The 22,423-nt window shown below is 73.3% G+C and carries 24 protein-coding genes; 6 read left to right on the forward strand and 18 right to left on the reverse strand.

Going from position 1 to position 22,423, the window contains the following annotated elements:
• Positions 1 to 24: 24 nt before the first annotated feature.
• Genes ACKUU6_RS30520 through ACKUU6_RS30605 form a run of 18 tightly spaced genes read right to left on the reverse strand, consistent with a single transcriptional unit; the run spans position 25 to position 16,893 of the window.
• Positions 25 to 720 carry a 4'-phosphopantetheinyl transferase family protein gene (locus ACKUU6_RS30520; RefSeq protein ID WP_407991787.1) on the reverse strand — a complete coding sequence of 232 codons (696 nt, stop codon included), beginning with the start codon at positions 718 to 720 and terminating at the stop codon, positions 25 to 27.
• On the reverse strand, positions 717 to 1,994 hold the full coding sequence (locus ACKUU6_RS30525; protein ID WP_407991788.1) for a PLP-dependent aminotransferase family protein: 1,278 nt from the start codon (positions 1,992 to 1,994) through the stop codon (positions 717 to 719). The genes ACKUU6_RS30520 and ACKUU6_RS30525 overlap by 4 nt, the downstream gene beginning before the upstream one ends.
• A gap of 5 nt (positions 1,995 to 1,999) precedes the next feature.
• Entirely contained in the window at positions 2,000 to 3,094 is a 1,095-nt protein-coding gene (locus ACKUU6_RS30530) for an alpha-hydroxy acid oxidase (protein WP_407991789.1), read from the reverse strand.
• Entirely contained in the window at positions 3,091 to 3,741 is a 651-nt protein-coding gene (locus ACKUU6_RS30535; protein WP_408649648.1) for a hypothetical protein, read from the reverse strand. The genes ACKUU6_RS30530 and ACKUU6_RS30535 overlap by 4 nt, the downstream gene beginning before the upstream one ends.
• Entirely contained in the window at positions 3,738 to 4,022 is a 285-nt protein-coding gene (locus ACKUU6_RS30540) for an acyl carrier protein (RefSeq protein ID WP_407991791.1), read from the reverse strand. The genes ACKUU6_RS30535 and ACKUU6_RS30540 overlap by 4 nt, the downstream gene beginning before the upstream one ends.
• A 24-nt stretch (positions 4,023 to 4,046) precedes the next feature.
• Entirely contained in the window at positions 4,047 to 4,976 is a 930-nt protein-coding gene (locus ACKUU6_RS30545; protein ID WP_407991792.1) for a 3-oxoacyl-[acyl-carrier-protein] synthase III C-terminal domain-containing protein, read from the reverse strand.
• Positions 4,973 to 6,310, reverse strand: a complete 1,338-nt coding sequence (locus ACKUU6_RS30550) for a condensation domain-containing protein (protein WP_407991793.1) — start codon at positions 6,308 to 6,310, stop codon at positions 4,973 to 4,975. Before ACKUU6_RS30550 ends, ACKUU6_RS30545 begins: the two co-directional genes overlap by 4 nt.
• Positions 6,310 to 7,938: a class I adenylate-forming enzyme family protein gene (locus ACKUU6_RS30555; protein ID WP_407991794.1), complete on the reverse strand. Its 1,629-nt coding sequence runs from the start codon at positions 7,936 to 7,938 to the stop codon at positions 6,310 to 6,312. Before ACKUU6_RS30555 ends, ACKUU6_RS30550 begins: the two co-directional genes overlap by 1 nt.
• On the reverse strand, positions 7,935 to 8,924 hold the full coding sequence (locus tag ACKUU6_RS30560; protein WP_407991795.1) for an alpha-ketoacid dehydrogenase subunit beta: 990 nt from the start codon (positions 8,922 to 8,924) through the stop codon (positions 7,935 to 7,937). Before ACKUU6_RS30560 ends, ACKUU6_RS30555 begins: the two co-directional genes overlap by 4 nt.
• Positions 8,924 to 9,889: a thiamine pyrophosphate-dependent dehydrogenase E1 component subunit alpha gene (locus ACKUU6_RS30565; protein WP_407991796.1), complete on the reverse strand. Its 966-nt coding sequence runs from the start codon at positions 9,887 to 9,889 to the stop codon at positions 8,924 to 8,926. The genes ACKUU6_RS30560 and ACKUU6_RS30565 overlap by 1 nt, the downstream gene beginning before the upstream one ends.
• The gene (locus ACKUU6_RS30570; RefSeq protein ID WP_407991797.1) at positions 9,882 to 10,811 is read right to left on the reverse strand and encodes a phytanoyl-CoA dioxygenase family protein; all 930 of its coding nucleotides are present in this window, start codon (positions 10,809 to 10,811) and stop codon (positions 9,882 to 9,884) included. The genes ACKUU6_RS30565 and ACKUU6_RS30570 overlap by 8 nt, the downstream gene beginning before the upstream one ends.
• On the reverse strand, positions 10,808 to 11,842 hold the full coding sequence (hppD, locus tag ACKUU6_RS30575) for a 4-hydroxyphenylpyruvate dioxygenase (protein ID WP_407991798.1): 1,035 nt from the start codon (positions 11,840 to 11,842) through the stop codon (positions 10,808 to 10,810). The genes ACKUU6_RS30570 and hppD overlap by 4 nt, the downstream gene beginning before the upstream one ends.
• A 35-nt stretch (positions 11,843 to 11,877) precedes the next feature.
• On the reverse strand, positions 11,878 to 13,164 hold the full coding sequence (locus ACKUU6_RS30580; RefSeq protein WP_407991799.1) for a beta-ketoacyl-[acyl-carrier-protein] synthase family protein: 1,287 nt from the start codon (positions 13,162 to 13,164) through the stop codon (positions 11,878 to 11,880).
• Positions 13,161 to 13,739, reverse strand: a complete 579-nt coding sequence (locus ACKUU6_RS30585) for a beta-ketoacyl synthase chain length factor (RefSeq protein ID WP_407991800.1) — start codon at positions 13,737 to 13,739, stop codon at positions 13,161 to 13,163. Before ACKUU6_RS30585 ends, ACKUU6_RS30580 begins: the two co-directional genes overlap by 4 nt.
• Positions 13,736 to 14,893 carry a beta-ketoacyl synthase N-terminal-like domain-containing protein gene (locus tag ACKUU6_RS30590; protein WP_407991801.1) on the reverse strand — a complete coding sequence of 386 codons (1,158 nt, stop codon included), beginning with the start codon at positions 14,891 to 14,893 and terminating at the stop codon, positions 13,736 to 13,738. The genes ACKUU6_RS30585 and ACKUU6_RS30590 overlap by 4 nt, the downstream gene beginning before the upstream one ends.
• Positions 14,894 to 14,925: 32 nt before the next feature.
• Positions 14,926 to 15,147: an acyl carrier protein gene (locus tag ACKUU6_RS30595; RefSeq protein ID WP_407991802.1), complete on the reverse strand. Its 222-nt coding sequence runs from the start codon at positions 15,145 to 15,147 to the stop codon at positions 14,926 to 14,928.
• Positions 15,148 to 15,149: 2 nt separating this feature from the next.
• Complete coding sequence (locus ACKUU6_RS30600) at positions 15,150 to 15,434, reverse strand: acyl carrier protein (RefSeq protein WP_407991803.1); 285 nt, start codon at positions 15,432 to 15,434, stop codon at positions 15,150 to 15,152.
• The gene (locus ACKUU6_RS30605; RefSeq protein WP_407991804.1) at positions 15,424 to 16,893 is read right to left on the reverse strand and encodes a class I adenylate-forming enzyme family protein; all 1,470 of its coding nucleotides are present in this window, start codon (positions 16,891 to 16,893) and stop codon (positions 15,424 to 15,426) included. Before ACKUU6_RS30605 ends, ACKUU6_RS30600 begins: the two co-directional genes overlap by 11 nt.
• 453 nt (positions 16,894 to 17,346) lie before the next feature.
• On the opposite strand from ACKUU6_RS30605, the gene ACKUU6_RS30610 reads away from it, so the two are divergent.
• Genes ACKUU6_RS30610 through ACKUU6_RS30635 form a run of 6 tightly spaced genes read left to right on the forward strand, consistent with a single transcriptional unit; the run spans position 17,347 to position 22,413 of the window.
• The gene (locus tag ACKUU6_RS30610; protein ID WP_407991805.1) at positions 17,347 to 18,231 is read left to right on the forward strand and encodes a methyltransferase domain-containing protein; all 885 of its coding nucleotides are present in this window, start codon (positions 17,347 to 17,349) and stop codon (positions 18,229 to 18,231) included.
• The gene (locus ACKUU6_RS30615; protein WP_407991806.1) at positions 18,228 to 18,500 is read left to right on the forward strand and encodes a hypothetical protein; all 273 of its coding nucleotides are present in this window, start codon (positions 18,228 to 18,230) and stop codon (positions 18,498 to 18,500) included. Before ACKUU6_RS30610 ends, ACKUU6_RS30615 begins: the two co-directional genes overlap by 4 nt.
• Positions 18,500 to 19,669: a glycosyltransferase gene (locus ACKUU6_RS30620; RefSeq protein WP_407991807.1), complete on the forward strand. Its 1,170-nt coding sequence runs from the start codon at positions 18,500 to 18,502 to the stop codon at positions 19,667 to 19,669. Before ACKUU6_RS30615 ends, ACKUU6_RS30620 begins: the two co-directional genes overlap by 1 nt.
• Positions 19,666 to 20,430 carry an ABC transporter permease gene (locus ACKUU6_RS30625; protein WP_407991808.1) on the forward strand — a complete coding sequence of 255 codons (765 nt, stop codon included), beginning with the start codon at positions 19,666 to 19,668 and terminating at the stop codon, positions 20,428 to 20,430. Before ACKUU6_RS30620 ends, ACKUU6_RS30625 begins: the two co-directional genes overlap by 4 nt.
• Before the next feature lie 31 nt (positions 20,431 to 20,461).
• Positions 20,462 to 21,415, forward strand: a complete 954-nt coding sequence (locus ACKUU6_RS30630) for an ATP-binding cassette domain-containing protein (protein WP_407991809.1) — start codon at positions 20,462 to 20,464, stop codon at positions 21,413 to 21,415.
• Between the two features lie 35 nt (positions 21,416 to 21,450).
• On the forward strand, positions 21,451 to 22,413 hold the full coding sequence (locus ACKUU6_RS30635) for a UDP-glucuronic acid decarboxylase family protein (RefSeq protein ID WP_407991810.1): 963 nt from the start codon (positions 21,451 to 21,453) through the stop codon (positions 22,411 to 22,413).
• Positions 22,414 to 22,423 lie beyond the last annotated feature (10 nt).

Below are 22,423 nucleotides of genomic sequence, written 5' to 3' on the forward strand. Positions count from 1 at the left end.
GGTGGGTGCTCCGTTCGACGGGTGTCAGGTGGTCGTCGGCGCGGGCCGGCGCCAGGGGCGGAGGGTGACCCGGAAGGGCTCGGTGCCGGACAGTGCGACGGCCGCCCGGTAGCCGGGCGGTGCGGGCACGTCGGAGACGCGGTAGTCGCGGGACCAGCTACCGCCGACCCCGGTGTCGCTCTCGTGCAGCGGGATCCGCAGCCCCTGGGTCAGCCGGCCGCCGTGAGCCTTGACCAGAGCCTCCTTCCGGGCCCAGAGCCGGGCGAAGCAGTCGGCCCGGCTTACGGGGTCCGGTGCCGCCCGAACGAACTCGGCCTCCTCGGGCCCGAAGTAGCGCTCCGCCATGGCCACGGCGTCCAGCCGAGGCAGCACCCGTTGGACGTCCACGCCGACCGGCCGGGTAATCGAGACCGCGACCATGGCGAGGTCGCCGGAATGGGAGAGGTTGACCTCCGTGCCGGTGTGATGGCCGGTCAGTTCGGGTTTGCCGTGCGGCCCGCGCTGCCAACGGAGCTCGGCCGGTGGGACGCCGAGCTGCCGGGCGAGGATGTGCCGGACCGCAGCGTGGGCGACCACGAACCGGCGGCGGTCCTCGGCCGAGCGGTACGCCTCGGCGCGGAGCCGCTCGGCGGGATCGAGGACGGCGAACAGGTCGGCAGCGGTGGGTTCGGGCCGGTCGGGCACCAGCCACAGCCGCACCGTGTCGTGAGGACGGGTCATTCCGTACGGTCCCTGACCAGGCGGGCGAGGCGGCGTACGCCCTCCTCGATCTGCGCCGGTTCCAGCGCACTGCAGGAGAGCCGGAGGGCGCGCCGGCCGCCCTCGCCGCTGTGGAAGAAGCTCATCGGCGTCCACAACACCCCGTAGTCGCGGCCGGAGGTTTCCAGCAGGCTCCGGTCGGCGGTCAGCGGTACCTCCAGCACCGCGAAGAATCCGCCGTCCGGCGCGTTCCAGCGGACCCGGGGCTGCTCGGCGAAGGAGTGCTCCAGGGCGGCCAGCAGAGTGCGCAGGTTGCGGCGGTAGAACCGGGTCTTCTCCTGGACCGCGTTCCTCAGGCTGCACCCGGACTCCACCAGGAAGCCGCCGACCAGGGCCTGCGCGACCGGCGAGGTGTTCACCGTGAGCAGGCTCTTCACCGTGGACAGCTCCTCCGCGAGCAGGGTGCGGCGCCCCTGACGGTCCGTCACGGACTGGTCGGCGACCAGGAAGCCGATCCGGGCGCCGGGGAAGCAGGACTTGGCGAAGGAGCCGAGGTAGACCACCCGCTGTTCGGTGTCGAGTGCCTTGAGGGCGGGCCGGGGTTCGTCGTAGAGTCCGAACAGCCCGTACGGGTCGTCCTCCAGCACCAGCAGGTCGGCCTCCGCCGCGACGTCCAGCAGTCGCCGCCGGGTCGGTACCGGCATCGAGGCGCCGGACGGGTTCGCGAAGTTCGGTACCAGGTAGAGGGCGCGCGGCCGTCGGCCGTCGGCCCGGACGGCGCGGGCGACGGCGAGTACGGTCTCCGGATCGAGGCCGTCCGCCGTCTCCGGGACCGCCACCACTTCGATGCCGAGCAGCCTGGCGGCCCCGGTGAACCCGACGTAGCAGGGCTCGACGGCCAGCACCACGTCGCGGGGCCCGGCGCAGAGGCCGCGCAGTGCGACGACCATGGCCTCCTGGGCTCCGGTGGTCACCATCACGGCCTGCTCGGGCACCTCGATGCCCTCGTCCAGCGCGAGCATCCGGGCGATCAGCGGGCCGAGGTGGCCGTTGGTACGGCCGTACTGGAGCAGTTGGCGCTGCCGTTGCTCCGGGTCGAGACCGAGCCGCTCCAGGTGGGCGAGGTAGGTCCGGAGGTAGCGGTGCAGGTCGTCGGTGCTGTGGAAACCCTCGTACGGGCGCCCGGCCGCCAGGGAGATGGCGTCGGGGAAGCGGGCCGAGACCTCGTTCAGGAAGTTCATCGACGCCGAGGCCGGGTCGGTGACCGAGGCGTGCAGGTCTTCGCGGGCCAGCATCGCCGTCACCGTCCGTCCGGGGCGAGGGCGATCGCGGACCGGTCGACGGCTGCCAGGGACGGTCGTCCGGTGAGGGCCATGGTGTGGGCGAGCTCCCCGGTGGCCAGGCCGAGAACCCCGGCCACTCCGGCGGCGCCGTCCGCGGCCAGCCCCCAGAGGACCGGGCGGCCGAGCAGGACCGCCCTGGCGCCCAGCGCGAGCGCCGCGAACACGTCGGTGCCGCTGCGGACCCCGCCGTCGAACAGCACCGGGCAGTCGGCGGACCCGACCGCATCCACCACCTCGGCCAGCGCGTCCAAGCTGGCTGCCGCGCCGTCGAGTTGGCGGCCGCCGTGGTTGGAGACCACGATCGCATCGGCTCCGTGCCCGACCGCGAGGGCGGCGTCCTCGGCGGTGAGGATGCCCTTCAGGACCAGGGGGAGTTCGCTGCGCCCACGCAGCCAGGCCAGGTCGGCCCAGGTGACCGACGGGTCGACGGCCTCCGCGGTGTGGACCGCCAGCGCCGAGCGACCGGCGTCGGACCGGTGGGCGGACGCCATCAGTGCCGGGTCGAGGTTGACGGCGGAGACGCCGGACGGGACGGCGAAGCCGTTGCGGGCGTCCCGGTGGCGCCGTCCCAACTGCGGTGCGTCCACCGTGAGTACGACCGCCCGGTAGCCGGCCTCTGCGGCCCGGTCCACCAGACCGGCCAGCACCTCGCGGCGGCGCAGCCAGTAGAGCTGGAGCCAGAGCGGTCCGGTGGCCGCGGCGGCGATCTCCTCGACCGTGCGGCTGGCGAAGAGGCTGACCACGTACAGCGCCCCGGCCGTCCCGGCACCGTGCGCGGTGGCGAGCTCGCCGTCGGGGTGCAGCAGCCGGTGGTAGGCCGTCGGCGCGACACCCACCGGGGTGGCGATCCGGGCGCCGAGGAGTTCCGTCCGGGTGTCGCAGTCGGAGACGTCGACCAGGACGCGCGGCCGGAGTGTCACCCGGGTGAAGGCGCGTCGGTTGGCCCGGAGGGTGCGTTCGGCCCCGGCGCCACCCTCGACGAAGTCCCATACCGTGTCGGAGAGTTGGTGGCGCGCCAGGTCGCGGTGGTCCGTCAGGGTGAGCGGGATCATCCGAGCACCTCGGCGAGGACACCCGCCCGCTCCCACCATGCTCCGGGGTCCGCCGACAGGAGCTCCGCCGGCTCGGCGACCCGCTCGCCCGACAGGGGTTCGCCGAAGAGCAGCGCCACGCCCCGGCTCTCCGCCGGAACGGTGACCGGGAGGCCCGGGTCGTACGGCAGCGAGTGCTGCTCGACCACCAGCAGCAGTGCCCGCCGGAGTCCACCCGACCGCGCGTAGGCGTCTACCAGTCGCAGGGCGGTGATCGCTCCCGCACCGCCCTGGTCGGTGACCGCGAAGGCCAGCGGCGTGCCGGGGCAAGCGTGGCTCAGGTGGGCGGCCGTGGCGCGGCCCGGGGTGATGTCGGGGATCGAGTACGCGAGCACCAGCAGGTCGACCGACTCGCCTGCGGGTACGGTCGCACGGATCAGCGCCGCGCCCATCTCGCCGTACGAGTGGCCGTCCTGCTTCGCGGGGGTCGGCGAGAGCCCGTACGGGTTCAGCAGGTCGGTCAGGTAGCGTTCGAGGCGCTCGGCGTGGACGGGATCGCCCGCCAGTGCCGCCGGTTCGGGGAAGGCCAGCCGGGCGGTGCGGCGAATGCCCCAGGGAGCTGACGGAGCGTCAACTGTGTTGGTGTAAGAGAAAGTTCGTATCATCATGCCTCCGGAAGCAGGTTCGCGGCGACGTAGTCGGCCAGTGAGCCGACCGTGCCGAAGTCGTCCCGGCCGAGCTCCTCGACGCTGATCTCCAGATCGAGGCGGTCCTCCAGCTCCAGGACGAGTTCCAGGCCGGTGGTGGAGCTCATGCCGAGGGCCTCCATCAGGGTGGTGTCGACGGTGGCGTGGGTGACCTCGCGGCCGAGCACGTGCGGGAGCAGGGCGCAGATGGTGTCGACCAGGTGCTCGCGCAGAGCAGGGCCGGTGATGCGGTGGTCGGTCATGGGGGATCCTTCGTGGAGGGGTGGTCAGTGCTGGAGGACCATGGCCGAGAAGGTGGCCCCGCGTCCGGCCCCGGCGGCGGCCATCACATAGGGCTCGCCCGGCCGCAGCAGCCCCCGCCGTTGTGCCGTGCGGTAGTTGACGAGGTTGTCGGCGCAGAAGACGTGACCCGTGGTCGCCACGTTGTCGAGCACGACCCGCTCGCGGGGGTAGCCGAGGAGGCGGCAGACCTGGTGCCAGGCCACGCGGTTGACGTTGTGCGGCAGGATCACGCCGATGGCGTCCATGCCGAGCCCGGCTCGTTCGACGGCCGCGAGGACGGCCGCCGCCAGGGCCTCCGCGTAGATCCGCTGGAACGCCAGGGCCACATCGGGCTCGTCGGAGTCGAACTCGCCCCGGACGTCGACCGCGTAGGACAGCACCCGGTCACGGTCCCCGCCGGGTGCGACCAGGCAGGCTGCGGCGCCCTCGCCGAAGAACGAGGTGTCAGGCACCATCCCGGCCTCGGCGGTGAAGGTCTTCTCCCCGGCCAGGACCAGGGCCAGGCCGTCCGGGTCGGCATCGGCGGCGAGCAGCCGGCCCGCCACGTCGACGGCCAGCAGACCCGAGGCACAGGCGTGGTGACCCACCGCGAACACCGTGGCCCGGTCGAGGCCCAGCTCCCGGCAGAGTTCCCGGACCGGGTCGTGCGGGTAGGGCACCACGGTCGGGAAGCTGCGGGCGTGCAGGACGTAGCGGACCCGGTGCTCCCGGCCGCGCAGGGCGTCCAGCCCCGCCACCGCGCCGCGCAGCAGGTCGAGCAGGCTGCCGTCCGGATCGCGGCCGACCGTGCCGAGCCCGTGGTAGCGGCGGAAGATCCTGAGCTGTATCGAGGTCAGCCCGAACTCCTCGGCCAGCTCCTCGATCGCCACCCGGCCGGGCGGCAGGTGGTCGGAGACGGCCAACAGCGCGGTCACCGGAGCTCCGTCCGGGCGGCCGGATCGAGCGCGGCCTCGACCGCGACCGCCTCCAGGCCACGGGCCAGCGCCTCGGCGTCTTCGGCGGAGAAGTGGTGAATGTCCGTCAGCATCTCCATCAGCAGGCCGTCGGGGGCGTCGTCGAAGTGCACCAGCAGCGAGTCGATCGCGGCCTCCGTCCGGCGGACCCACCGGAACACGCCCTCGGCCTGCGCCCGTTCCAACCGCTCGGCGTCGGGCGGGCCGTCCTGCTCCGGCGGCCGGTGGGTGCTGCGGTCGTTGAAGAAGCACTGCACGTCGACGGCCTCACCCCGCTCGGCGGAGACGCGGGCGATCAGCTCGTTCAGCCGCTCCGGGTGGAAGTAGGCGTGCTTGTAGCCGGTCATGGTGGTGCGCCGGGTGAGTTCGACCGCCTCGTCGACGGTGCCGTCCCCGACCTCGAGGACCGTCAGGCCGGCCTGGGCGACCATGCAGACCACGTCCCGCAGGCCGGATCGGAACCGGTTGTTGACGACGGGTCGGAACACCACCGGGTCGGTGCCGCTGATCCGGCGCAGTGCGACGGCGTAGAGGGCGAGCAGGACGGTCCGGGTGTCGGTGCCGGTGCGTTCGGCGATCACCGGGAGCGCGAGTCGCAGGGCGGGGGAGTGGAACTCGGCGGTCCACAGCCGGGGGGTGCGCAGGTCCGTCGAGGCGGGGAACCGGCGGGCCGGGATCGTCCGCAGGATCCGCTCGAAGTGACCCAGGGCTCGTTCGTTCTGCCGCAGCCCCGCCGGTGAGCGCTGCCAGGCGGCCTGTTCCAGCTGCTGGAGGCCGGTGACCGGCGCGGTGGACCGCTGCTGCACCTCCCGGAGCATGATCGCCCCGCCGGCTGCGTCGGTGACCAGGTGGCTCATGATGCTGACCAGGTGCACGGCCAGGCCGTCCCGCCGCACCACGGCCATCCGCACCGGCCACTCCCCGGTGTGGTCGAAGGGGACGGAGCGGTAGTGCTCCTCGACCGTGTTCGCGACCCGCTCCGGATCGGCCCGCCCGGCGTCGTAGACCTCCAGCGCGGTGCTGCCGGAGTCGAACAGCTCCTGGGTGGGGTGCCCCGCCGGGTCGATCCTGAGCCGGGTCCGCATGGAGGGGAACCGGCCCATCAGGTACCGCAGTTCCTCGGCCACGTCGGCGACGGTGGTACCGGCGGGCAGCGCGGCCCGGCCGCCGATCGGCAGCGAACCGCGCTGACCCACCATCGCGTGCCAGATCTCCCACATCCCCCAGGACAGTTCGTCGACGCCCGCCCCCTCCCCTGCGAAGTGCACGGGCACCCGCTCGAACCGGTCGCCCATCAGACCGCTGCCGTCCCGGCCCGGTGCCGCTGCCGCATCAGGAACTTGCGGACCTTGCCGGTCGGCCCGAGGATCAGCTCGTCCTCGGAGATCACCAGCACCTCGCGCAGGGTCGCCGCCGCTGCCGCCGTCAGCGCGGCGCGGACCGCCGGGGTCCGGTCGGCGTCCGGGTCGGCGGTGGAGTGCAGGGTGAGCAGGACGTCGGTGACCACCCGCCCTTCGACCTCCAGCGACACCACCGTGCAGTCGTGCACGTCAGGGCAGTTGGCGAGGATGCGCTCCTCGCTCATCGCCGTGTAGAGCCACTCCCCGCCACCGAGCTCGACCGCGTCGACGGCCCGGTCCACGTGGAAGTAGTAGCCCTCCTCGTCCCGGTACATCAGGTCGCCGGTCAGGTACCAGCCGTTGAGCCGGTTGCGGTAGGTGGCGCCGGAGTCGTTCCAGTAGCCGGGGGCCAGCGTCGGCGCCCTGAGACCGAAGTGGCCCACCTCGCCGACCGGGACCTCGTACCCCGTACGGACGTCCAGCAGCGCCACCTCGGCGAAGCCGTGCGGCACCCCTACGCAGCGCCCGTACCGCTCGGTGCCGGTGCTGTGGGTGAGGTGGAACGCGGAGTGGCCCATCTCGGTGGAGCCCAGGCCGTCCACGAAGCTGGAGCCGGGGAGCCGTCGCACCCCCTCGCGGGTGACGGTCTCCCGGGAGCCGGCTGCGACCAGGCGGCGGATGTGCGGCTCGTGCGCGCAGTCGCCGGTGTTGAACCACAGGGCCACCGAGTCGAGTCGGCGCGTACTCAGGTCGTGGCGGGCCAGCTGCGCCCAGGTGGCCGCGAAGCCGAAGACGCCGGTGGGCCGCCAGCGCTCGATGGTGTCGAGCACCGCCGCGCCGTCGTTCTGGCTGGAGAGGAAGAGCAGCTCGCTGCGGTTGCACAGGGCCAGGTTGAGCGCCGAGACGCCCGCCGCGTGGGCGGCCGGCAGCGCGCTGAGGATCCGGGCCGCGCCCCTGGCCCGTGGCGCGGCGAGCCGGAACAGCCGGGTGGCGGCGAACAGGCTGGCGTGGGAGTGCACCACGGCGGCGGGCATCCGGGTGGTGCCCGAGGAGTGGGTGACGACGACCGGGTCGTCGGCGTGGTGCCGGTACGGCGCCGGCGCCTGCGCCGGGTCCCCGGTGCCGGGGGCGGCGGTGTCGGCGTGCACGCGTACGCCCAGGTCGTGGCCGGCCAGGACGGCCCGGTGCTCCGGGTCGGTGAGCAGGGCGACGCCCCGCAGCCGCCGGACGTACTCGGCGGCGATGTCGCCCGGGAGGTGACGGTTCATCAGGGCGGGGATCGCGCCGAGCCAGGTCAGCGCCAGGAAGTTCAGCAGGCAGTCCGCCGAGCCGGAGACGTACACCGCGACCGGGTCGCGCGGGCCGATCCCCTGTCCGTGCCACCAGGCCGCGCGGGCCGCCACCCGTTCGCGGAGCTGACCGAGGGTCAGCCCGTGCCCGGCCGGGAAGCCGTCGAAGGGGACGTCGAACGCGGCGCCGGGACCGTCCGGGTCGGCGCCGTGCTCGAACAGCTTGGGCAGCACGTTGCCCGTGCCGAGGCCGGGGTCGGCGGCCAGCCGCGCTCTGATGTTGGTGCCCGTCACTCTGCTCTCCTTGAGGGTTTGCCGTGGACCGTCCGCTCGATCGCCGCCCTGAGCTGGGCCCGGGTGGGCTGGCAGGCCAGGTCGAGGGCCCGGGCGAAGGGCAGCACGGCGCCGTCCGGACGGGTGATCCGGCGGGGCGGTGCGATCAGCCGCATCTCCTCGGCCGCGGTGGCGAGGATCTCCGCGCCGATGCCGCAGGTGCGGTTGGAGTCGTCGACCACGACCAGCCGCCCGGTCCGCTCCAGTGACCGGGCCAACCCGGACCAGTCGAAGGGGAACAGCGAGCGCGGGTCGAAGACCTCCACCGAGATGTCGCCGGCCAGGTCCTCCGCCACCGCCAGGGCGTCGTGGACCAGGTGGCCCACCGCCACCACGGTGACGTCGGTGCCGGCGCGGTGGATCCGGCCGACTCCCAGCGGCACGGGCGCGAGCCCGATGAGGTCGAGGTCCTGGCGGACCCCGAGGGCGCCGGCGGGGGCGAAGACCACCACCGGGTCGTCGTCCCTGATCGCGGTCAGCAGCAGCCCGTACGCGTCGGACGGGGTGGCGGGCACCACCGTCTTCACGCCGACGTGCGCGAACAGGCTGTAGGGGTGGTCGGAGTGCTGGCCGGCCCAGCTCTCCCGGGAGCCGGAGCCGGGCAGCAGGTAGGTCACCGGCACCCGGGCCTGACCGCCCGTCATCAGCGAGAACTTGTGGGCCTGGTTAACGATCTGCTCGAATGCCAGGAACAGCAGCGCCGGGATCTGGAACTCGATCAGCGGCCGTAGCCCGGCCAGCGCGGCGCCGGTGGCGAATCCGGTGAACGCCTGCTCGGAGATGGGCGTGTCCAGCACCCGGCCCGGGCCGAATCGTTTCAGCAGCCCGGCGGTCACGTGGGTGACGGCGACGCCGACGTCCTCGCCGAACACGCAGACGTCGGGGTCGCGGTCCATTTCGTCGCCGATCGCGCGGTTCAGCGCCTTGAGGTAGGAGAGCTTCGGCATCACCGCACCCCCGCTCGGCCGCGCAGGCCGGTGGCGTAGAGGTGGTCCAGCGCGGTGGCCGGGTCGGGGTGCGGGCCGGCGCAGGCGTACTCCACCGCCCGGTCGAGCAGCGCCGCCAGGTCGGCGTCGATCGCGGCCCGGGTGGCGCCCGGGAGGCGCGCACCCTGGATCTCCAGCGGATCGCGGGCCCGCCCGGCGGCGACCTCGGCGTCCGTCCGGTAGCGGGGGCGGGCGGTGTGCTCCCAGGTGTGGTGGGCGTCGAAGCGGTAGGTGGTGCACTCCAGCAGGGTCGGCCCCTCGCCCGCCCTGGCCCGGGCGACCGCTTCGGCGGTGGCGTCGAGGACCGCCTCGGGGTCCGCCCCGTCCACGGTGCGGGCCGGGATGCCGAAGGCGGCGGCCCGGCCGGTGATGCTGCCGGCCACCGTGTCCGCCGTCCGCATCGAGGTCGCGAAGCCGTTGTTCTCGCAGACCAGGACCACCGGCACCCGCCAGAGCGCGGCCAGGTTGAAGCTCTCCAGCACCACGCCCTGGCTGACCGCGCCGTCACCGAAGTAGCCGAGCGCGACCCGGTCCGACCCCGCACGCCGAAACGCCCAGGCGGCGCCCGCCGCGATCGGCACGGCGGCGCCGACGATCGCGTTCGCCCCGAGCACGCCCACGCCGAAGTCGGCCGCGTGCATCGAGCCGCCGCGTCCCTGGTTCGAACCGGTCGTGCGGCCCGCCAGTTCGGCCATCACCCGGGCCGGATCGGCGCCCTTGGCCAGGACGTGGCCGTGGCCCCGGTGGGTGCTGGTGATCACGTCGTCGGGGCGCAGCGCGGCGCAGGTGCCCGCCGCGATCGCCTCCTGGCCGGTGTACGGGTGAATGCCGCCGAGCACCACGCCCGCCCTGACCAGCTCGATCGCCCGCTGCTCGAAGCCCCGGATCAGCGCGACCGTCCGGTAGAGGGCGGCCGCGTCAGCCACGGTGCACCGGGCCCTCGGCCCGCCAGAGCACCGGGCAGAACTCCGGGTCGGCGTAGTCCGGCCGGCCGTCCGGCAGCCGCCGGACCAGCACGTCGTGGTTGTACGCGGCGGAGCTGCCGTCGCTGAGCGCGAAGTCGCGGTACTCGTTCGCGCCGTCCTGGAGGTGGAAGGAGACCGCGCGGCGCGGCCGGTCGCTGAGGTTGGGACCGCTGCCGTGGTACGTCCGGCAGTGGTGGAAGCTCAGGTGGCCCTTCGGGATGACCAGCGGGACCTTGCGGATCTCGGCGCCGTTGTACGCGGCGTTCTCGGCGAGCACCCGCTCCAGGTCGGCCCGGTCGCGGTCGGCGAAGTGACGGGTCATCGAGTCCTGGCGGCCGGTCTCGCGCCACCGGTGACTGCCGTCCACCACGGTGAGGGTGCCCATCTCCTCGTCGCAGTCGTGGAACGGGACGAAGGCGGTCAGCATCCGTTCGGAGGTCGAGGTTGACCAGTAGTGCTTGTCGAAGTGCCAGGGCACGACGTTGCTGGGCTCGCCGGCCACGGCCGGCTTGAGGATCAGCGTGGACTGGAACACCCGGATCTCGTCCACCCCGGCCAGCAGCGCGGCCACCGCCCCGACCAGCGGCTTGCAGAGCACCCGGGCGATCGGGTCGCTCTCGTAGTGGACGTAGTCGTTGTGGCGCTGGACCGGCCCGTCCGAGGGCTGCCAGGCGGCCAGCCGGGGCGGGCGGACGGGTAGGACGCGGGTGCGTTCGCCGGCGTAGTAGCGCTCGGCGGCGGCGGCCAGCAGGTCCACCTCCTGGTCGGTGAACAGCTTTCCGGTCAGGTACCAGCCGTGCTCGGCGTAGAAGGCCACGTCGTGGGCGTCCGGCAGCAGGGCCAGTTCCCGGTCGGTGAGATCGAACCGCAGGGTGGTGGTCATCGTGCGAGCTCCCTCTCCTTGGCCTCGTACAGGGCGGGGATGTTGCTGGTGCCGAAGGTGCGGGCGCCGTGACGCTCGATCAGCTCCCAGAAGAAGGTCCGCCGCACGTGCATCGAGGCGGCGAAGATCTGGTACAGCTCACCCCAGTGGTCGCGGTCCAGCAGGATGCCGCGCTCGCGCAGCCGGTCCACCGGGAGGCCGTCCAGCGCGCTGTAGTAGCCGTCCGGGGTGAACGCGAAGCCGATGCCGCGTTCCGCCATGGTGTCGACGGCGGTGGCGATGTCACGGCTGGCCAGGGCCAGGTGCTGTACGCCCGGGCCGTCGTGCCAGGCCAGGAAGTCGTCGATCTGGCCGGGGGAGCGGCTCAGGTCGGGCTGGATCAGGGTGAGCGTGATGCCGCCGCCGGGGCTCTGCACCACCTGGGAGAACATGCCCTGGCCGCCGACCTCGATGTACTCCTCGAAGATCACCTCGAAGCCGAAGGCCCTGCGGTAGTACCGGGTGGTGCGGTCGAGCTGCCCGTCCGGCACGCAGACCGCGGCGTGGTCGATGCCCTGCACCAGCTCGCGGCCGGTGGGCGGCCCCACCTCCAGCATCTCGATCACTCCGGGCAGGAACTCGTCGTCCGCGCCGTGCCGTTCGACCAGCCGGTGCACGACGTCGCCGAAGCCGGAGACGGTCGCGGTGACCACGGAGCCCCCGTACGTCCGGGGTGGCTCGACCGCCGTCGCGCCGCCCGCCACCGTGGCGGCGTACGCGGCGGTGGCGTCCCGGGTGCCGAAGGCGATCACGGCCACGCCGTCGCCGTGCCGGGCGACGTACCGCGACGCCGGGTGGTCCGGTGTCAGGCCCGAGGTCAGCAGCACCCGGCAGTCGCCCTGTCCCAGTAACAGGCTGCGCTGGCCGGGCAGGCCGGTCTCGGGGCCGCCCTGCCCGTACAGGCGGAAGCCGAGGCCGGAGCACAGGAGATACGCCGCCTGGCGCGCGTCACCCACGTAGAACTCGACATGATCGACGCCGAGGAAGTCCATTGCGGTAGCCGTTCCTTCTCTGTTCCGACGATTCGTCAGACGGTCCTGGCCAGCCGGGTGCTCGGCAGGCCGTAGACGAGGCTGATGTTGTGGCCGCCGAACCCGAACGAGTTCGACATGACATGGCTGATCCCCGGGGCCGGGCGGGGGCCCTTGCGGACGTGGTCCAGCTCGCAGGCCGGGTCCGGGTCGTCCAGGTTGTGGGTGGGCGGCAGCAGTTCCCGCCGCAGCGCCAGCACCGAGACCGCCGACTCGACCACCCCGGAGGCGCCGAGCAGGTGGCCGGTGACCGCCTTGGTCGCGCTGACCGGCGGGCCGTGGCCGCCGAACACCTTGCGGATCGCGACCGCCTCGGCCAGATCGCCCAGCCGGGTGCCGGTACCGTGCGCGTTGACGTAGCCGACGTCGCGCGGGCCGATCCCGGCGGCGCGCAGCGCCTGCCGCATGCAGGCGGCTGCGCCCTCGCCGTCGGGGTGCGGGGTGGTCGGGTGGTGGGCGTCGTTGGTCGCGCCCCAGCCGAGCACGTCGGCGTACCCGGCCGCGCCGCGGGCGTCCGCGTGCCCGGCACGCTCCAGCACCAGCACCCCGGCGCCCTCGCCGAGCACCAGACCGTTCCTGCGGCGGTCGAAGGGACGGCTGGCACCGGCCGGATCGTCGGTCCAACCACGGGCCAGCGCGCGGGCGTTGCCGAAGGTGTCGGCCAGCGTGGGGAAGAGCGGTGCCTCGCCGCAGCCGACCACCACCACGTCGGCCTCGTCGGCACGCAGCAGCCGCAGCCCCTCCCCGACGGACTGGGCCCCGGCCGCGCAGGCCGTCCCGATGGCGGAGCTGTAGCCCCGGATGCCGTGCCGGATCGCCACCCTGGCCGAGGCCATGTTGGGCAGCATCGCGGGCAGCAGGTACGGGCTGACGGCCAGTCGGCCGCGTTCGGTGCGCAGCACCACCTGGGACTCCAGGGTGGCCAGCCCGCCGGTCCCGGAGAGGATCACCCCGATCCGGTACGGGTCGACGTCCCGGCCCACCTCGATGCCCGCGTCGGCCAGGGCGTCAGCCGCCGCCCGCATCGCCAGCACGATGCAGCGGTCGACGAGCCGGGCCTCGGGCGCCGGCAGAACCGACCCCGGGTCGATCGGCGGGGCGAACCCGGCCACCTCCAGCGAGTCGGCCAACGGTCCGTCAGGATCCGGCCGGACCAGCCCTGATCGGCCTTCGCACATCGCCGACATGAGCTCCTCGGCGCTGGAGCCGGCCGGGGTCACCAGACCCATCCCGCTGACCACGACATCCGCTCGCCGGGCGTTCCGGCGGCTCACTTCGCTCACGGCTGTGCTCCCTGCTGGTGCCTGCTCGGGCCGGGCGCGAGCAGGACGGCGGCGGCGCGGTCCTGGCCGCCTGGAGTGGGTGCCTGGTCGACGCGGACCAGCAGGGCCTGCTCGGCGTCCCCGTCGGCCAGCAGCAGGGCCGTGACGGCCAGCCCGGCGGCGGTGTCGCCGAGGCTCACCACCGGACCGGTCAGCTGCCAGCGCGCGGCCAGGTGCCCGGCCACGGCGTTGGGGACAGCCTGGAAGAACAGCAGCGGCCCGACCCGGCCGGCACCGTCCACGGCCTCGGCCACGTGCACCGCACCGGCCAGGTCGCCCAGCGGGCTGACCAACACCACGGCGGTGACGGGACGTTGGGAGGTCGCGGGCCGTCGCAGCAGGCACCGCCGGGTCGCTTCGGCGGCGAGCGGGCTGAACGAGGAGACCACGAACCCGGCGATCGCCGGTACGACCCGGTCCTCGGCGGCTTCGGGCCATTCGGCCGAGGCCAGTACGCGCAGGCCCGCCGTGGAGGCGGCCAGGCTGAGCGTTGGTCGGGATCCGGAGACGTCCGGCACGGTGGCGGTCGTGGTCACGGCGTGCCGACCAGGAGTGCGGTGTTCGCTCCGCCGAAGGCCGAACTGAGGCTGAGCGCATGGTCGGCGTCGGTGGAGACGGCTCGGTCGAGGATCAGGTTGAGCGGGCAGGCCGGGTCAGGGCCCAGATGGCCCGCGTTCACCGGCAGCCGACCGGCCCTTAACGCCTCGATGGTGACGACCAGTTCGAGCAGCGAGCCCGCCTCCAGCGCCTGGCCGTGCACCGACTTGGTCGAGCTGACCGGTACGGTCGCGGCGCTCTCGCCGAGCGCCAGGTGCAGGGCGGCGGCCTCGGCGGTGTCGCCGACCAGGGTGCCCGAACCGTGGGCGTTCACATAGCCGACCCGTTCCGGGCCGATCCCACCCCGGTGCAGCGCGTCGGTGATGGCCCGGGCCAGCCCGGCCCCGTCCGGCCGGGGTCGGCAGACGTGGTACGCGTCACCCGCGCGGCCCCAACCAGCGAGCAGCGCCAGGGACTCGGCCCGGCGCGCCCGGGCGGAGGAGGCCGCTTCGAGCACCACGGCGACCACGCCGTCGCCGAGCAGCAGCCCCGTCCGGCCGGAGCTGAACGGGCGCACCCGGCCGTCGCGGGCCAGTGCCCGCCCGGCCTCGAAGACGGCGAACTGGTCCGCCTCGACCAGGTAGCCGGCCGCCACCACGATCCGCTCGGCCTGCCCGTGGGCCAGCTCGGCGGCGGCGTCGGCGACGGCGGTGCCGGAGGCCACGCAGGCGGAGGTGTACGCGCGGGACCTCCCAAACAGCCCGGCGCGCCGGGCGACCGCGGCGGCGAAGGCGTCGACGCCGTGGGCGGTGCGGTCCGGCCCGGGGACCCGGGGGAGCGCCGGATCGCCGTGCACGGCGAGGTACAACGGGCAGTCGGCGCGCTGGGCGGTGGACAGGCCGGCCTGGTCGCAGGCCTCGGTGACGGCCCGGTCCAGCTCGTCCGCCAGCACCGGGTCGCCGGAGTGCGCCGCGGCCCAGGTGGTTCTTCGGCCGGCCACGTCGAAGCGCCGCACCGGCGCGAACGCCGGTGCGCCGTCGAGCACGGCGGCCAGCAGCGGCCGGACGCCCCGGCCGGGAGCGCTGAGCACGGCCGAACCGGTGACGGCCACGGCGTGCGGGCCGCGACGGACAGTCGGGACCGGGTCTTTCACTTCGTTCACCTCATCCCGTAGCCGTAGCAAGGTCATTGGTCGGAGAGCCCGCCGAGCACCTCGACCACGGCCGAGACGGTGGTCATCCTGGCGAGCGTGTCGTCGTCCAGATGCCGACCGTGATGCTGCTCCAACTGGTAAGCCAGCCAGGCCAGTTCCATCGAGTCGATGCCCTCGGGCACCTCCTCGGGGGCTCGGTCGCCGAAGGCGGCGAGCAGCGCGAGGACCTCGTCCCGTCCGGGGCCGGTCGGCACGCTCAGTGGCCCGCGGCCGACGCGGAACCGATCCGGGCGGCCACGGCGGCACCGAACTCCCCGACCGTCATGGTGCCCAGCAGTTCCGCCTCGTCGTCGTCGAACCTGACGCCGAACTCCTCCTCGACCCGGACTCCCAGCTCGGCCAAGGAGAGTGACTCGAGGTCGGCGCCGGCCGGTCCCAGCAGGGTGTCGTCGTCCACGCCGGTGGTGTCGTAGTTCATCGCGCCCAGCGCGGAGACTACGAACGCGCGGATCTGCTCGGTTGACGGTGCCTCAGTGGACATCGCGGGTACTTCCTTCTCGGTCGGAGGGTTGCTGGAGGGTGGCACTGCCCAGTGCGGTCCGGTCGCGGACCAGCTTCCCGGTGGCGGTGCGCGGCAGTCGGTCCACCAGGTGGAGCCGGCGGGGCCGTTTGTAGGTGGCCAGCCGTTCGGCGAGCCGGGCCTCGATCCGCTCTGCGGTGCCGCCCGGGTGGGGCACGACGTACGCCTCGATCGAGGTTCCGAAGACGACCACCGCGGCGGCCACTTCGGGGAGGGCGGCGAGGGTGTGCTCGACCTCGGTGAGGTCGACCTTCAGGCCGCCGATCGACACCTGGGAGTCCAGCCGACCGAGCACCCGGATCCGTCCGGTGCCGGGGTCGACCGTGCCACCGTCCTTGGTGTGCAGCCAGCCGTCGGCCCAGCGGTCCTGGCCGGGGGCGGGTGGGGTGCCGTGGTCGAGGTAGGGCGACTGCGCTCTGGCGATGAGCAGTTCGCCGTCGGCAACGCGCAGGGTGAGGCCGGGGGCCGGAGTCAGTTCGGGTCGCTGCTCGCCGGACAGGTCGGTGGCGATGACGCCGACCTCGGTCATCCCGTACATGCAGCCGAGGCGGATGCCGTACCGGTCCACGAAAGCGTCGTGCACCTGGCTCCGGACCAGCTCGCCGCCGGTGGTCATGCCGGTGAGTTGCGGAAGGTCAGGTAACTCCATGGTCCAGCTGAGCAGTTCGAGGTGGAACGGCACGCCGAGCAGGGTGGTCGGTTCGGGGCCGGCCGCGACCGTGGCGAGGATGCCCTCGGCCGTCAGCCGCTCGGGGACGGCGAGCCTGACCCCGGCGTGCAGACTGTGCAGCAGGCCGCCGACCAGCCCCAGCACGTGCACCATCGAGGCCAGCGAGACGATCCGCTCACCGGCTCGTGGCGTGCCGTCGATCCGGGCGTACCGGTCGAGTTCGGCGACCAGGTCGGCCGCGGTACGTCCGATGATCTTCGATGGGCCGGTCGAGCCCGAGCTGAGCTGCACGAGTGCGTGTGGGGTGCGGGCCGGACGGCCCGGACGGGCGGTGACCGTCTCCCGCAGCTGGTGGAAGCCGTGGGCCGGGCCGTGGCTGACCGGCCGGTCGGCGGTCACCAGTACCTGCGGTGCCAGTCGGGCGAGAGCCCGGTCGGTCTCGAAGGGGGTGAGCCGGTGGTCCAGCAGTGCGGCCTGGGCGCCGATCCGCCAGCTCGCCAGCAGGTTGGCGACCAGGGCGAGCGAGGGGGCGAGGCAGAGCGCCACCGAGCCGCCAGGCCGGAGGCCGGCCGTGGTCAGCGCGGTCTGCCGGGCCCGGACCAGCCGGCGCAGTTCGTCCCTGCTGACCGGTGGGCCGAAGAAGAGACAGGGCTCGGCGCCGGGACCCCGCAGGAGGACCTCGTCGACCCAGGAGGGATCGAGTGGGAGCGCTCCCATGCTGCTCGGCGGGGGTGTGGCTGCGACTTTCATGGAGAACCACAACCTCTTCCTGGTCATGATCGGAGGGAACTGGTGGAATTCCCACGCCGAACTTTCAACTCTCCATTGCCCGGTGTCAAGTGTCCGAACTCACGGCGGCATTTTCGGCGTCCACCGAGCGCCGGATCCGGCCCGGCGGCGGGATTTGTTTGGTGCATTGACGCGAGTCCGCCGCCCCACTAGTGTGACCGCCGGTTGGTCAACTTCCGTGGTCGAGCGGCATGTTGTCCAGACCTGACCGCCCGTCAGCAGCGCTGGCCAGGCGGCTCGTTCCCTTCGGTGCTGCCGCAAAGACGGCGCGCCCCCCGCATGCTTACGGACGTCTGCTCCGGCGGCTGCGCCGCACGGTGGATCAGACCAGAACGGCCTTCCGGGTTTCATTCCCCGGTCCTTTCCCGCTGCCTTGTTGAACGCATTCATGCCAACTTTTCGAGGATCGGCCAAGTGGAACCAGCAATCGGCTCCGGCCTGAACACGGCCGTGGAGCGCTACTACGACATCACCCTCGACCTGTACGAGGACCTGTGGGGCGAGCACGTCCACCACGGCTTCTGGGATCCGGGCGAGATCCCCGGCCCCGACGGGGCGGACCGGCACGCGGCCACCGACCGGCTGGTCCGCGAGCTGGTCGACTACGCCCGGGTGCCCGCCGGAGCGCGGGTGCTCGACGTCGGCTGCGGCATCGGCGGACCGGCGCTGCACCTCGCCGGAGTGCTCGGCTGCACCGTGGAGGGGGTCACCCTCAGCGCGCGGCAGGCCGAACGGGCCAACGAGAAGGCGCAGGCCGCGGGCGTCGCCGAACGGGCCCGCTTCCACCGGCTGGACGCGCTCGGCACCGGGTACCCGGACGAATCCTTCGACGTGGTCTGGGCGTTGGAGAGCCTGATGCACATCGCGGACCGGGCGGCCTTCTTCGCCGAGGCGATCCGGCTGCTCGTACCGGGCGGCACGCTCGCCGTCGCCACCTGGTCGGTCCGCGACGGCGAGCTGGACGCGGACGAGTGGGAGCTCGTCCGGCAGATCCTGGTGCACCAGGTGATGCCCGACTTCTCCTCCCTGCCGGAGCACGAACGGCTGGCCGGCGCGGCCGGCTTCACCGAGGTCGCCACGGTGGACTGGAGCGGTGCCGTCGCCAACTCCTGGGATCCCGGCTTCGCGCAGATCCAGCGCTTCGCGCGCGGCCGGACGGTGATGCGCGACCTCGCCCGCGAACGCGGCGTGGACGTGCTGGGCTTCTTCCACGCCGGGCCGCTGATGACGAGGGGCTTCGACACCGGCGTCATCACCTACGGCGCGCTCCGGGCCACCAAGCCCCGGCAGGCGCCGTGAGCGCGGACGGCCCGGTCCGGCGGATCGCCGAACTCCTGCGGGAGATCGTCGGCGAGGACCGAGTGTGGCTGGACGCCATCGGCCCCGGGAGCCTCGTTGACGGCGAACTGCTTCTGGAGAGCCACGAGTTGGCGGCCTGGAACGTGGCGCTCCGGCGCGAGTTCGGCGACCGGGTCGACCTGGTCGGGTACGTGGCCGGGCTGACCATCGACCGGATCATCGGGCTCACCGTCGGCGAGGTCGCCGACCACGTGACGGCCGGATCCTGATGGGGCGATACCTCTTCGTCTCGCTGCCACTGACCGGCCATGTGAACCCGCTGGCTGCCGTCTCCGGAGAACTGGTCGGGCGCGGGCACCAGGTGCTGTGGGCCGGCTCCGAGTCCTTCCTGCGCCCGCTGCTCGGCCCCGGCGCCGCGATCGCGCCGATCCCGCTGCGCGCCCACCGCGGCCAGGCCGACCGGGGCATGGCCGCCGCGAAGTCGCGCTGGGACGGCTACATCGTCCCGCACGCCAAAAGCACGCTGGCCGGCATCGAACGCGCGGTGGCCGCCTTCCGCCCCGACGTGCTGGCCGTGGACCAGCACGCGGTGGCCGGCGCGCTCGCCGCGCACCGGGCCGGGCTGCCGTGGGCCTCGATGGCGCCGACCACCATGGAACTGACCCGCCCCTACCGCGCCCTGCCCGAGGTGGAGGCATGGATCCAGCGGCGGATGGCGGCCATGTGGACCGCCGCGGGGCTGCCCGGCGAGCCGCCGCACGACCTGCGCTTCTCACCGCACCTGCTGGTCGGCTTCACCGGCGAGGCCCTGACCGGCCCGCTGGAGTGGCCGGGCAACGCCGTCCTGGTCGGCCCGGCCCTGGCGCCGAGGGCCCCGGACGCCACGTTCCCCTGGGACTGGCTCGACCCCCGGCGGCGCCAGGTGCTGGTCACCGTCGGCACGCTGTCGCTGGACCTGGCCCGGGAGTTCCACGCCCGGGTGGTCGAGGCGCTCCGTCCGCTCGGCGACCGCGTCCAGGCGATCGTGGCGGCGCCGGACGGCACCGTCCACGACCCGCCGGCCCACGTCCTGGTCCGCCCCCGGGTGCCGGTGCTTGAGCTGATGCCCCGGTTGGACGCGGTGGTCAGCCACGGCGGGCTGAACACCGTCTGCGAGGCGCTGGCCCACGGGGTGCCGCTGGTGGTCGCCCCGATCAAGGGGGACCAGCCGATCAACGCCGCCCAGGTGGTGGCGGCCGGCGCCGGCCGCCGGGTCCGGTTCGCGAGCGTACGGCCGGAGCCGCTGCGCGCGGAGCTGCTGGCCGTACTCGACGATCCGTCATACCGGGCCGCCGCCCGGCGGGTGGGGGAGTCGTTCGCCGCCGCCGGGGGAGCGCGGGTGGCGGCGGACCACCTGGAGACCCTGCTCACCGAAGGATTGGGAGGCGCACCGAGATGAAGACGCTCCGCGACACCTGGCTGGTGTTCCAACGGCACCTGCTGCTGATGGTGAGGTCCCCGCTCTCGATCGTCCTGGGCGTGGCCCAACCGGTCGTCTACCTCGCCCTGTTCGCGCCGCTGCTCAGACCGGCACTCGCCTCGATGGGCGCGGGCTCGATGGCCGACGCCTACCGGATCTACGTCCCCGGCATGCTGGTCGCGCTGGCCCTCGGCGGTGGCCTCTACGTCGGCTTCGGCCTGCTCGGCGAGCTGGCCTCGGGCGTCATCGAGCGGGCCAGGGTCACCCCGGTCAGCCGGGTGGCGCTGCTGCTCGGTCGGGCGCTCAGGGACGTGGTCACCCTGGTGATCCAGGCAGCCATCATCACCGTGCTCTCGATGCCGCTCGGGCTCTTCGTCCGGATCCAGGACCTGCTGCTCGCCTACGTGCTGCTGGCGCTGATCTCGGTCAGCAGCGCCTCGGTCTCGTACGGCATCGCGCTCAAGGTGAGCAACCCCGACGTGCTCGGCCAACTGGTCAACAACCTGGCGCAGCCGCTGATGCTGCTCTCCGGCACCCTGCTGCCGCTCGCGCTGGCGCCGCTCTGGCTGCGCCGGGTCTCCGACTGGAACCCGTTCAGCCGGGCCGTGGTCGGGATGCGGGAGCTGTTCGCCGGTCACGCCGGTGACCCGGCGGTCGGGCAGAGCATCGCGCTGATGGCCGCCGTGGCGGTGGTGGCGCTGACCTGGTCGGCCCGTCAGTTCGCCCGGTCCGTCCGGTGACGCCCGTACCCCTCATGACAAGGACCTCCCGATGATCGAGACCAGCGGACTGCGGAAGTCCTTCCAGACCGGGCGCCGCCGGAAGACCGCCTCGGTGGACGCGGTGGCGGGCCTGGACCTCAGCGTGGCCGAGGGGGAGATCTTCGGGTTCCTCGGCCCCAACGGCGCGGGCAAGACGACCACGCTCCGGATGCTCGCCACCTTGCTCCGGCCGGACGGCGGCGAGGCCGTCGTGGCCGGCGCCGACCTGCGCACCCAGCAGGCCGAGGTCCGGCGGAACATCGGCTACATCGCCCAGGGCGGCGGCACCTGGGACGACGTGACGGCCCGTGAGGAGCTGGTGATGCAGGCCAGGATGCACGGCATCGGCAAGGCCGAGGCGCAGAGCCGGGCGGTCGCCGCGCTGGACGCCTTCGACCTCACCGAGTACGCCGACCGGCACTGCCGCACCTACTCCGGCGGCCAGCGCCGCCGGGTGGACATCGCCCTCGGGGTGGTCCACCGGCCCAAGGTGCTCTTCCTGGACGAGCCGACCTCCGGCCTCGACCCGCAGAGCCGGGCCCACGTGTGGGAGGAGATCCGCAGGCTGCGCGACGAAGGCATGACGGTCTTCCTGACCACGCACTACCTGGACGAGGCCGACGCGCTCTGCGACCGGATCGCCATCATCGACGGAGGCGGCATCGTCGCCGACGGCACCCCGGCCGCGCTCAAGCGCTCGATCAAGGGCGAGGTGGTCACGGTCGGCGTGGCCGACGCGGAGAAGGCCTCCGAGCTGCTGACCGGCCAGGCGTGCGTGCGGTCGGCCGAGGTACGTGCGGGCGGCGGGCTGCGCCTGTCGGTGGACGGCGGCGAGACGGCGATGCCGCAGATCATGCGGGCGCTGGCGGACGCCGGGATCGAGCTGGCCACCATCGAACTGCACCGCCCGACCCTGGACGACGTGTTCCTCACCAGGACCGGCCGTTCGCTGCGGGAGTCCTGACCATGACGCGCGGTACGAGGGAAGAGGAGGACCGGATGAAGCGGACAGTGCGCCGGGCGGTGGTCACCGGCGGTGCGGGCTTCGTCGGCTCGCACCTGTGCGACCGGCTGCGGGAGGAGGGCGTCTCGGTGGTCTGCCTCGACAACCTGCTGACCGGCTCGGTCGACAACCTGGCCGCCCTGGCGGACGACCCCGGCTTCGTGCTGGAGCGCCGGGACGTCTCCGAGGAGTTCGACGTGGCGGGCCCGGTCGACCTGGTAGTCCACCTCGCCTCACCTGCTTCGCCGCACGACTACGCGAGGCATCCGGTCGAGACCCTCCGGGCGGGAGCCCACGGGACCCTGAACGCCCTGGAGTTGGCGCGCCGCAAGGACGCCCGCTTCCTGCTGACCTCCACCTCGGAGGTCTACGGTGACCCGCTGGTCCACCCGCAGACCGAGTCCTACTGGGGAAACGTCAACCCGGTCGGCCCGCGCAGCCAGTACGACGAGGCCAAGCGCTACGCGGAGGCGCTGACCACGGCCTACCGCACCGCCCTGGGCGTGAACACGGTGATCGTCCGGCTGTTCAACACCTACGGCCCCCGGATGCGGCCCACCGACGGGCGGGCGGTGCCGACCTTCATCACCCAGGCGCTGGCCGGACGGCCGCTGACGGTGGCCGGTGACGGCACGCAGACCAGGTCGATCTGCTACGTCGACGACACGGTGAGCGGCATCCTGGCCGCAGCCGCCGGTGAGCATCACGGGCCGATCAACCTGGGCAACCCGGTCGAGCTGAGCGTTCTCGAACTGGCAGAGCACATCCGGGAGTTGTGTGGCTCCGCGTCGCCGGTGGAGTTCGTCGAGCGGCCGGGCGACGACCCCACGCTGCGTCGGCCCGACATCGGGCTGGCCAGGTCGGTGCTCGGCTGGCAGCCGGTCGTCGACTTCGACAAGGGCCTGAGGATGACGATCGACTGGTTCGCGCGACTCGCCCTCACCGGTGGCCTCCGGTAGGCACCGTGCC

It is taken from the genome of Kitasatospora sp. CMC57 (assembly GCF_045866025.2).
In the GTDB taxonomy this organism is placed as follows: domain Bacteria; phylum Actinomycetota; class Actinomycetes; order Streptomycetales; family Streptomycetaceae; genus Kitasatospora.